Genomic DNA, 11,512 nt, shown 5'->3' on the forward strand with positions numbered 1-11,512 from the left:
GAAACCCCTGATCAAGCCATTGGCGCTGACAAGCACGATCAGATCTGATGCACGCCGGCGTTTCAGATCCCATGCCCAGCCATGAACGGAGCGGTAGATCTGTGACTCGGGGGCTGGGGGATCGATTCGATCAAGAGAGCCAACACAGAGGTGACTGTCGGTTTTCTTGTAATGGGAGTCCAGGTTCTGGCCAATCCAACCAGCCCAGTCAGTGCCGAAAATTTCAGGGCGTTCCCCATCGCCGTTGGTGATTGCCGCCAGCGTTGTTTCCCCCCGGCTCCCGTTAACGTCCCGGATGATCGACAGTTCAACCCTCCGATTCTCGGGAGCGAGGGGATTGGCTTGGTTCAATGGCGAGGAACTTCCCTTTCCTGTTGCTATCAACCGGCTCGGCTCGACCTTCAGGCTGATGAGATGGTCGCGGACCATGGCGGCGCGCCGTTCCGAAATCTTCTGGTTGGCAACCGCTGAACCGGAAGCATCGGCATGGCCAACGATCCTGAATCGGCAGTTTCTGAATTGGGGCAGATTCATCGTCGTGGCTAATTGCTCCAGCCCAGTCTGGTTTTGCTTGGAGAGCGAAGCCGACCTAAGTTCCATAGTCACATCAAGCTCGGTCTTGCCAGCCTCGTTTGGACAGGATGGGCTGGCATTCCGTTCTCCGGCGCTTTTGCCTGGCTTTGCAGAGTCGACCCTGTTCCTGCCCGCAGGCACGAGGTGCTTGGAAACAGTACCCGCCGCTCCGGCTGTCTCCAGGATGCTCCTGATGAAGTCGTCCGCTGAAGCGTTGCCAGAATCCAGAGTGCCGACCGTTTCGGCCTTGGCGGATCCCACGCTGAGGCAAAGTGCCGCGACGCATAGTGGATAGCACACCCTGCTCCGCAACATGTCCGCCAACACACCGCCAAGTGACCGCATCGGCACCGGAGCGAAGTGCGCCCCGGTACAAAAAGCCTTTGAAAGAAAAAACTTCGTCATTGAATAATCACCGTTCAGACCAGCCTCAGGGAGCCGTCTTCTTCCCGCAGCACAAGGCAAAAATATAGTGGGCCATCCTGTGGTAACCGGTGTGAATGACCTCGTCGTTCATAGAGAACATGTAGACATTATGGAAAAATCTTTGCATGCCTTGCTTGAGCTGAGGCATGGACTGGCAGTTTACGTGACCGGCCTTGCTTTGGGGTGAAGCATAACTTTGGCTTTCGAGCGTCGGCATGCCGATGATCATTGTACCGTGCTCCGTCAGAGCCGTAACCATATTGGCGAGAAATAGTTCTTCATGCGCGGGATCGATGTGCTCCAGCACATCAAGGGAGTAAATGCCGTCGTAATGGCCAGGCACCGGAGCGGACAACATGTCATGGGTGAAGGCATCGGCGAACTCCCAACCCTTGACCATACGGCTCCTGATGTCATCGATGAACAGCGGGTCGAAATCGGTCACGGTCAGCCGCTCGACCTCCTGCTGCACGATCCGACTCGGAAATGCGTCACCGCAGCCGACTTCAAGAACGTTCTTGCAGCCGGCGAGCATCTTGCCGGCGAACTTATAGCGGGAAAACGTAAACGTCAGCCGCTTCGGGTCATCATACCAAGCTTGATTCATCATCAGGCCCAGGGGCTCCAGCCCATGGTCATCACGGTGGTTGAGGCAGATTTCATACTGGGGTTCCTTGGTCCCCCGATCGGATTCATTATGATGTGCTTCCAAATCCACCGAAACATCTCCAAGAATTACAGGATGCATGTTGCCTTGGGGCAACCAATGGGAACGGGGGTAGGCAGGCGAAAATCAGTGCCAGGGGATACGCAGCCCGATCGCAGAATCGTTAGGATACCGAAATCCTTCCAACGGCCAGTCGCCCGTGACTGCGGATAGCACTTGTCATCGTCTTTTTTTATGGTATCAGTTCCCTGACTAAAGCGCTACCTCTAAAGGATAGGGAGTTGCTCGACGTGCCAATGCTGGAAACGAAGCTATCCGTCAAGGGCCGTGCAATAAAGCAGATCACGGTATGCCATTGCGATTCGGTATCGACGGATAAATCTGGAGGGGTCCAGCTCGGTGAATCAACTCCCTGCCGATCCGGAGGTGAGCGTCCGCCAGTCCTTGTCAACGTATGGAATGACCGAAGGCGAAATGTTGAACGTCATTCGCTTACCATTTGATAATGGATTCAACGTATATATCCATACAATTTAAATTAATATTGTATTCCAAAACAATATATCTGGTAAGAAATGAAAATGAAATTATTGTATAAAGACCAGCGTCAGTACTGGACGTATTTGTTATTGCTGTCAGCGGTTTATTTCATTTTTTATGGCTGGTTGTTGCTGGCATCGGATTTTATCCCATATGTAATGGACGGAAATGAGACTTATTCCGTTCTATGGCATAGCTATAACATGTTTCACTTTGATTTTTTTCAGAGTTTTTGGGTAACGGACGAGTCGTTCAGTCCTGATCCCGCCGCTCACCCCTTCATGCATACTCACCAAGGCAATATGCCTCGTTTGTTTGGTGTCCTGATCTATGCGCTAGGAGCACGAAGCCCTGAAAGCCAGGTTTTCTGGACCACGCTGGTGATCGGCACCACGACGGTCTGGTTCGCCTACGCCTACTTTGCCAAAATTGTTAACCCTCTATTTGCTTTTATCTTTTGCACGCTGTTGTGCACCGACTACCTGCTGTTCGCCCAATGGCATGTCGTTACCTATCGCGTCTGGTATGGCTTCCTCGTCTTCGGGATCTTCCTGTGCTTGCATGAAGCAGAGGGGCCTCGGGCCATGTTCGCTCGAGTCGGCCTTGCGGTCATGTTCTGGCTGTTGTTTTATTTCGAGCTTGTGTTCGCTGGCTTCATCTCGATTGCCGCTGGCATCTATACGCTCTCGCTTTATAGGCAGCAGCTCGCAACCGCAGTCAGGATTGGCGTTCTGACGGCTATCGCGGGTGTATCGGCCCTGCTTGTGCTTTTCGTCCAACTAACCCTGGTCTTTGGGCTGGATGTCGTCCTTCAGGACTTTTACATTACCTTCGTTGCTCGAAATGTTGGTATGTCCGATGAAGGAAAGAAGAGCATCATTGATTTTTTTGCCAGAAACAACATTGCTTTTTGGCAGAACTTCATGGATGCCGGAATTTACCGTGACTGGGGTTATCTCATAAAGTCCCTGACCCAAATCAATGTCCAGGCCTATACGCCGATCCTGTTCATGGTTCTTTTCATTTGGTTTGCAGGTTGGGCAGTCGCCTCGATGGCGGATCTGCGGGTTGGGTTCTCAGGCGTTTCTCCTGCCGTCCGCAGGATGGTTGATTTCAGACGGCGCCACAGTTCCGGCCTATTGGTAGTCGGCGTCCTGCTTGGCATCGGTGCCGGCATTACGGCTGGTATTCTGGGGCTGCCCGGCGGAGTCGCCGGGCTCGCGGTGCTTTCCATGGCTTTGTTTGCACTCGTGCGGATCTGGCGGAACTCCGGTGAGCTGGCCGGCCAGCTTGCCGTAGCCGACGCGCCGGGGAACCGGCAGGTTCGTCTTGGCGGTGGCATCGGTGCGACGATATTGGCGGCTTGCTTGTATGTCTTGATGGGGCGGATCGTCGCGATGGCGGCGGAAGGCGGGTTGTCACTTACCGCCGCGGCCCTTGGGCTGGTGCTTCTACTGGCCACGATCGCGCTGGGTGCTGCTGTCGCGGCGAAACCCGGATTGGCCGCCGCCGCCGCCAGGTGGCTATCCGCCCTAGCCCAGCCCGGGTCGGCCGCAATGGTGGCCTTGATCCCGGTAGCCCTCAGCATTCAGCCGGTAGTCGCTGCGACAAGCGGTGTGACAGGCGCCGAAGCCGTCCTGCGGGGCATGCTGACCATCGTTCCAATCGGTGCAGCCGTTCTGCTGGGGCTTGGCTGCTCCTTCGGTCCTGCCAAGCTGCGCCTTTCGGACCGTGGCGCGGCATGGCTGACGCGAATCGGCGGTCCTGCTTCGCTGGAGCGCGGATTGACGATCGGTGGGCTGGGACTTCTGCTCGTCACCGTTCCACTTCTGGCTACTGGTTCGGGGGTTCCAGTCCTCCCGAGCACAGCTTTCGGCGCCGCCGTCTTTCTGCTGCTCAATCCCGCAGCGGTGCGGCGCTTCATCGCGATGGTCATCCTCCGCGCCGACTCGCCGACCGCGGGTGGACCGGCCCAGCGTGACATCTGGCTGTCGAGGGTGCCTGGCGAGGGCCGCTGGCAGATTACCAGCGCTTCGGTCGTGCTGATGGCAGGATCTTTTACCGTGCTGGCCCTGCTTGCGGTCGGCGGGCGCCCGTGGGGCCTTCCGCCGACCAATCCGGGCGTGCTCCGGCCCGAAGGTTTCCTGAACCTGATCGCTGTCGCCTTAGCCTGCGCGGCTGCCATCGGTCTGCACCTCTGGACTAGTGCGCTGCGTTCCGGGACCGACGCGCCAACGCTGTGGCCCGCAATGAGGGCAACAGCGTTGGCTGGCATTGTGAGTGCGCTGATGTGGCACTATCCCGCATTGTTCGTCCAGGACCAGCTCCTGATGTGGACGGCGCTGCTCACGACGCCGGGTCTGGTAACGCTTGGCCGATTCCTGCTGCTGCTGACCCTGGCCGTGTGCTTGTTCGGGGCGGCCGCCGGCCCGCGGACGGTGTTCGGCAACGCCGGTAGGGGATTAGGGTGGGTAGTTGTCTTCCTGGTGGCCGGATCGGTCGCCTACGGCATCATCTTTTATCTGTCCCCCGGCTACGTCCTGACTGGCTATCAATGGCGCCATGCTCCATTCAGCGTATTTTTTACCACGGCACTTCCTGCTGTCGGTCTCTATCTGCTGATCGCAGCCGTGCAGCGGGCTTATGCCGGGTGGCGCCACAACAGGCGGACCGCTGCTCGGTGCGGGTCTGGAATTGACGGCTGTTTTGTATGGCTGCGCAACGTCGGCAGTCCGGGCGCAGTCTGGGTGGGCGGATCGGCTTGCGTCCTTATGGTCGTCGGCTATTGGACCGCGCAACAAGCCTTCTACGTACGTCTCCTGCCTCCTGATCATGTCTCGTTTCTAAAGGTCGTTGAACGGGAGGAGTTCAAAGGTGCGACATTCGCGGTGAACAACTACGCAGCTACGATCGCCTGGCATACCGGTACCTGGGGCTACTATGACCCCGTGGTCGAGAGCGGCTCCATCCAGGGCTCCCCAGACGACCCACGCCCGCTTCTGGACGGCACGTCGTACATGTGGTTCGCGGACGGACGGACGAATCCGGCGAAGTACGCGCAGCCTGATTACTATGCCTGCTTAATCCCTCAGAGCATCAGCACGGCTCTAGCGCGCTACCAGGGTATCATGACCGTCGGCCAGGAGTGTTCCAACCGGCCTATCTTCCGGAAGACGACCGACGCTCAGTCGCCCCTGCAGCATCGGATCGTCGCGTTAGACAACAAGCAGTCTGATTATTGGGGTATCGTGAAACTCGCCCACTCGGCCGGGAAGGCGCTTCTGCCTCTGTCCGGCGTCCCGGCGAACCGCACTGTCGTTGCCCAGGCGGACCGGGTGTCGGGTGGCTATCGCCTCGACTATGCCTTCAACCTTGACAAGCGTAATGGCGCCGGCGCACCGCGGGTCGAGGTCATCGTCGGCCCCCTGGATGTCAACTGTGCCTTCGACCCGATATCCGCCGCACCTGTGCCGTTCAAGGACCAGGGCGGGTATTTCATCGTTCCCGCGGAGTTCGAAGGCAATGTGGCCGTGCGGGTCAGGCCGCGCTTCTCCGGTCAGCTTGGCCGGCCGGCCATTTCCAATACGGTGCGCATCACCTCACGGCCGCTGCCCTCACGGGATTGCGAGCCACTCGGCACCATCGCTGCGCCCATCTCCTCTTCAATTCCGGGCGCGCTACCCGGCCGCGTGGTTGTGGCCAGAACGGAAATCGGCCCCGAGGGCAACAGGATCGACTATGCATACCGGGCGGATCGGCGCAGTGACGGGGCGGAATTGCCTCCTCACATTGAATTGCTCGGCGCCCCCTTCGACATCAATTGCGCCTTCGATGCGTCGGGCAAGGTCCCACTGCCGGTGCAGGACCGAAATGGCCATTTCATCCTGCCGGCGGAATTCGAAGGCAATGTCGCCGTACGGGTGACACCTCGGTTCTCCAACCGGTTCGCCAGTCCTATCTTGTCCAACACCGTGCGCGTGACGCAGCAGCGGCTGCCGTCCAGGCATTGTGAACCGATCGGTGACGCGCCCTGGCCAATCGCAATGGGTGAGACGATTCTTTTCAGGGCTGGGGAAAACGCCGACCGCTACCTCCGGGACGGCTGGTCGGATACCGCCTCGGACTGGGGCCGCTGGACCGTCGCTCCGGAGGCCAAATTGGTGATCCCGTTGACACCGAAGCAGGGCGGGGATCTGATCCTCACCATGACGTCTACGGCTCTGGTTATCCCGACACGCCCCTATTTCAAGGCGGAAGTGCTTGTGAACGGCGAAGCGGTCGGGATGATCGAACTGGACATTCGTCAACCGGTCAGGACCGTGGAGATCAAGGTTCCGGCCTCGATCCTGAACCGTCACCATCAGCTCGAACTGGCCTTCCGGACCGCCGATACCCGTCCCCCCAGGCAACTTGCTTTCGGTCGCGACGAACGACCGCTCGGTTTAGGCCTCCTGGCTTTGCGCGTCGACGATGTGTCCGCTGGCGGCCGGCTGCCGGCCAGGTCGGCGTCGAATTGAATATCCGCCGCATAGCACTCCACACCTCGTCCAACGATTGTTTCGCATGACCCAGCCTTCGACCATGCAGACCCTGACCGGTTCACTAAGCCGATTCGGTATCGGCGATAGTGGCAGTCGTTCAGCGATCCGGAGCACGGTACCGACACCGTCCGTCCGGAGTTTTCGGGGAACCGGGCTTGCCGCCCTCGCGGTGTTCATTGCCTTGTCCGGGCCCGCGTTCATCTTTGCGATGGAAGGCCTGAAGCTGTCCGGCGGCGCCGAGGAAAGCGTCGGCTATCGCTATTTCTATAGCCTTCGCCTGCTCTACGGCCAGAACGAGGCGCCCTGGCTGCCCCAGGGGCAGTTGATCGGGCTGCTCCATCAGGCGCTTCAGCTGGCCTTGAGCGCCGCTGGCTTTCCAGTCGCCGACCTGGGAGACCGGGTAGAACTGTTCTCCTATCTCTCGGCATTGCTGGCGGCTTGTGCCGGCGCTGCGGCCTTCCTTTTCGCCGCACGCGAGCTTCGGAGCGCCATCGGAACCTGGGCCCTGGCAGCGGCGCTGGTTACCTGCGCCTATTCGCTGAGAAGCGGTGGCGGTTACCATCTGGTCCTTCCCGACTATTACGCCTGGGTGATGCCACTGGGGCTTGTCGGGCTTGCCCTGGCGTTGCGGGTACTGAACGAGCAGACTATCCGGTCAGCCGGACCGGCGATCCGGCTCGGCGTCTATGCCGCGCTTTGCGCTGCAATGAAGCTCACTTTTCTGGTCTTTCCTATCATCGTAGCCCTGTTGATGCTGCCACGGTTTCGCGCTCCCGGCGTTTTCGGTCGCTCCATCGGCAGCGCGGTCCTCGTGGCGGCGGCAGTGCTATTCGGCGTGACGGTGCTGGTCTACCATGGCGATCATACGGCGATCGGCCGGCACTTCGACATTGCCGAGATGGCGGCGCTCCAGACCAGCGCGGCGGAGTCGCTGTGGCAGCGGCTCGAGGTCAATCTGTTCGGCAATCCGCTCGATTTGGCCACCCTGGCCCTTGTTTGGCCGGTGCTTCTGGTCCTGTCGCTGGTCTTCATGCCCAATCGGCCGGTTACGGCGGCGCTCCTGCCATCTTCCATCCTGTCGGCCGCGACAGCCTTGCAGAGGTTTTATCCGCCCACCTTGATCGAAGTGAACATGGCGTTTCTGGTCGCGCTGACGATCTGGCTGTCGGCCGTCGGCATTCCATACCTGCGGCAGCGGTTTGCCGTAGCCCCGATCCCATTGCGTCTTGCCCCTAGCGTCGTGCTGGTGTTGCTGGGGCTTGCCGGCATCACCGGGGCGGCCCGCTTCTTCGATTTGTTCACGCCGGCTTTCCGTGCCGCGACAGAAGCGGCCGGGGTGGTCGATGCCTTCGTCCATGCCGGACCGGGGCGGACGGTTGTCTTGATCCCCTTCAATGATCTTCGCCCGACAACGATCGATACCGCCTTGGCCAAGGGCGGAACCGACGTCCATCTGGACACCAACGTCAACGTTTGGGGCGTCAGCCCGCTGGTCCATGGCCTGGTGAAGGATCGCGACTTCCTGATCTCGGTCGCGAATGCCGATATCCGCCCGAACGAGTATGAGCGACTTGTCTTCGTCACCTACAAGGGCAGAACCGACGAGATCCTGAAGCTCAACGCAGAACGCTTCCAGTTCAATCCGGACCTGTTTGAATGTGCCGAACTGCTCGGCCTTGGCAGCGCCCCTTTCAACTTCTTCCTGCCGGCTGTCAAGGCGGGCCGGCGCTTCACCTCGGACTTCACACCCTATGCGCCCGACCAAGAGCGCGTGTTGGTCGGATGCCGCAAGCGGCCTGTGACGGGCGTGCGAAAAGCCGCCGACATGGTCAGCAATGCCTTGTTGGTCGGCGGCCGGATGTACAGCCTCCAGGATGGCCGGCTTTTCGAAACCGTTGGCACCGAGGGGCAGGAAACGACACTGACGTTCGCCGGGTCGATCCGGCCGGAAAGCAGGAGGTTCGCCGGTTTGAATGCGACCTACCGAGACGGCCAATGGACGGTCGATCGGAATGCACCCTTCATATCGCCGCTCACCTTCACACCGTTCGTTCCCGATCCGGATCTCAGCTCAGTTTATAAGATCGCGCCTCCATCGCGGTTCACCAGGGTCGACGACGGCGATAGCACATTCTACCGCATCTTCCCTGCCCGTGGATCGGCACACGACATAGGCATCTACACATACTTCCACAGGTTGGCTGTTGATCGGCTACCGATGGCCATCAGGGCCGTGGTAAGGGCACCCAAGGGCAAGATTGTCAGCATCCAGGCCTATGACTTCCGGGATGCCGGCGACCGGACAAGAATCTACGAGCGGCAGGCTATCGCGACAGGAGACTGGCAGACCCTGCTTCTCAACATCGACAACTTGATCCTGTCCAACGACGACTTCTACTCAATCCGCCTGATGCGGATGATCGACAAAGACACATTCGACGTGATGAGCGTGGAGGCCGGTCCCGGCGTCCTTCCCGAATGACCCGGACGGACTGAGAACCAAGGATGGATGATATGGTGGACCGGACCGCGATGCCCGTACGTCCGACGACAGCGGCAGGCTTCAGCCTCTTGCTGAGCCGGTGGCATTGGGCTGTCATGCTGATCCCGCTCGCTTTCCTGATTTGGGCTTGGCTCGGGAGCAACGGTGTTCCGTATTTCACGGACAACAACGAGAGTTTCTCGGCCTATGTCCATGCCCGGAACATGCTGTGGTTCGATCCGCTCGCCAATGCCTTCCTGACGGACGATTCGGTTGCCTTCCATCCCGGGGCCCATCCATTTACCTATACCCATCAAGGCAATCTGCCACGCTATCTGAGCGCGGTCATGCTCCTGCTGGGGATCACCTCGATCGAATGGCAGATCCTGATCGCCGGCGTCGTATCGATTCTGCTCGCAGTATGGTTTGCTCGGCATGTCGGTGCCCATTTTGGATTGACGACAGCGGCGGTCGTCTTCGGCCTGCTGATGGCCACCGACTTTCTAGGCAATCTCCAATGGTACACGAACCTGTTCCGTACCTGGCACTTGCCGCTGTTCTTCGGGTGTCTCGTCTGCACCCGATGGCGCGGCGCCTACTCCCTGGCATTCGTGTGCTTTTTCCTGCTGTGGCAGATGGAGTTCGTGTTCGCGGTCTTCACCACGGTAACGGCGCTGGGCATCCTGCTGCTGACCGTCCGGGAACCGAAGACCTGGCCGATGGCGGCGACGATCTGCACGGCCATTGGGCTCTCCCTGCTCATCTTCATCGCTCAGCTCATCCTCTTTCTGGGTTGGGATGGCTTCCTGTTCGACCTTAGAACGACGTACCTTGCACGCAATTCGACTGTCGTGCAGTGGGAAGAAATCGCCCATTTCTATGAAACTCGCCATATCGTGATGTGGCCGTCCTTCAAGGACAACAACAGCGGATTCGGCCGCTTCCTGTACGTCTCCCATACTTACGGCGCGATGATGTACGGCAAACCCCTGTGGGTTCTCGGCCTCCTCGGGACCGTGCTCAACGGCCTGATCGTGACCGGAGCGTTCCTGCGCCCCGACTGGTTCACGTCGATCAGGGTGCTGGCCGTGCTCAGCGAGGTCAATGCCAGGGTCGGCCTGCTCCTATGGCCGATGCTGGCCGGGCTCGCCTTCCTCGCCTATGGTGTTTCCGGCTACACCATGTCCGGTTATATCCAGCGCTGGGGGCCTATGCTGGGGTTCCCGCTCTCGGTCGCGCTGATCGGCATCGTCGTCAATGGGGCGGCGCTGATCGTACTCGCCTGGGAGAGCCTGCCGACGCTCGTAAAACCCCGCATCACCGTGGATCGGAACCGAGTGGCCGCCGTGCTGGCGCTTCCTATCGTACTGCTCTGGATTGGCAATTCGATACAGGGGCTAGCCAGTCATCCCTTGTTCGTGCACCTGCCGGCCCAGATCCTCGCGACCAAGTACCGCAACGCCACGTTCGTGTCCAATACGACTTATCCCCACATGGTCGCCCATTTCACGGGGAACTGGTCTTACTACAGCCCACTCCTGTTCGGCCCGAACGAGAAGCTCGACCAAACCTACAACTGGAACGCCGACCGGTTCGTCAACCTGGATTATCGACGGCCCCAATATTACCTGTGCCAGCGGCTGCCTTACCGACAGGATGTCGATTGCGATAAGATCGCCGAGCAGATGGCTGCGCTCGGCCACAAGATTGACGAACGTGGAGCCGGCTGGTCGATCGTCAAGTTGAACATGAGATCGCTGGAAAACCATCCACAGTGAGGCGCCTGCGCGGGGACTCAGTTACCTTACACGGTTGCCGAAGAGATCGACCGGCGCTGCAGCCCTTAAGTTTAGGTCCTATTATAGCTTGGTTTCATGCCTTATCCAGTCAAAGACGGCCACAAGAGAGAGCGCGCCATGAAGGATCTGGCGAGTGTGATGGCTCTCCCCCAACGTCTCGTAATGGGTGGCGACGGTAGACCCAATCCTTCAAACGTGCCCACAGGCGCTTCGTTGCTCTTGGACGGGAGCGCTGGCCGTGCGCCTTGGTCCCAGATGAATCGGCGAAAAGTGTGCGAGGCGTAGCCTTTGTCGCCGACAATCCAGCTGGGAACGTCGGGCAGGAATTCGACCAGGTCCTGGGTCAGGGATGGTTCGTGAGCCTGACCGGGCGCCAGAGCGAAACTGACCAGCCTGCTTGCGCCGTCGGTGATCGCGCAGGCCTTGGTGCCATACTGAACCGCGCCGGGTTTACCGGAGGCCCCATTTCTTGAGAGACTGGGGT

6 protein-coding genes are annotated in these 11,512 nt (G+C 59.4%); 3 read left to right on the forward strand and 3 right to left on the reverse strand.

The window, feature by feature from the left end; all coding sequences use genetic code 11:
* Together N826_RS41055 and N826_RS37045 are read right to left on the reverse strand one after the other, a co-directional pair.
* Window positions 1-978 (reverse strand): OmpA family protein (locus N826_RS41055; protein ID WP_052832747.1); only part of this gene is annotated, 978 nt, incomplete at its 3' end.
* A 25-nt stretch (window positions 979-1,003) separates the two neighbouring features.
* Complete coding sequence (locus tag N826_RS37045; RefSeq protein ID WP_211099495.1) at window positions 1,004-1,717, reverse strand: class I SAM-dependent methyltransferase; 714 nt, start codon at window positions 1,715-1,717, stop codon at window positions 1,004-1,006.
* A gap of 530 nt (window positions 1,718-2,247) precedes the next feature.
* Here N826_RS37045 and N826_RS37050 point away from each other — a divergent pair.
* The 3 genes from N826_RS37050 (at window position 2,248) to N826_RS37060 (ending at window position 11,007) form a co-directional block, all read left to right on the forward strand.
* Window positions 2,248-6,723 carry a hypothetical protein gene (locus tag N826_RS37050; protein WP_044437499.1) on the forward strand — a complete coding sequence of 1,492 codons (4,476 nt, stop codon included), beginning with the start codon at window positions 2,248-2,250 and terminating at the stop codon, window positions 6,721-6,723.
* 205 nt (window positions 6,724-6,928) lie between these two features.
* Window positions 6,929-9,229 (forward strand): hypothetical protein, encoded by a 2,301-nt coding sequence (locus tag N826_RS37055; protein WP_147041204.1) that lies wholly within the window; start codon window positions 6,929-6,931, stop codon window positions 9,227-9,229.
* 32 nt (window positions 9,230-9,261) lie between these two features.
* The gene (locus N826_RS37060) at window positions 9,262-11,007 is read left to right on the forward strand and encodes a hypothetical protein (RefSeq protein WP_147041203.1); all 1,746 of its coding nucleotides are present in this window, start codon (window positions 9,262-9,264) and stop codon (window positions 11,005-11,007) included.
* Between the two features lie 101 nt (window positions 11,008-11,108).
* On the opposite strand, the gene N826_RS42530 is transcribed toward N826_RS37060, so the two are convergent.
* On the reverse strand, window positions 11,109-11,512 hold a 404-nt coding region (locus tag N826_RS42530), incomplete at its 5' end, for a transposase (RefSeq protein WP_157599418.1).

It is taken from the genome of Skermanella aerolata KACC 11604 (genome assembly GCF_000936425.1).
GTDB classification, from domain to species: Bacteria; Pseudomonadota; Alphaproteobacteria; order Azospirillales; family Azospirillaceae; genus Skermanella; species Skermanella aerolata.

Coding starts and splice junctions, on each gene's coding strand:
- N826_RS37050 (WP_044437499.1), top strand. CDS start 2,248: ATGAAATTATTGTATAAAGACCAGCGTCAGTACTGGACGTATTTGTTA.
- N826_RS37060 (WP_147041203.1), top strand. CDS start 9,262: ATGGTGGACCGGACCGCGATGCCCGTACGTCCGACGACAGCGGCAGGC.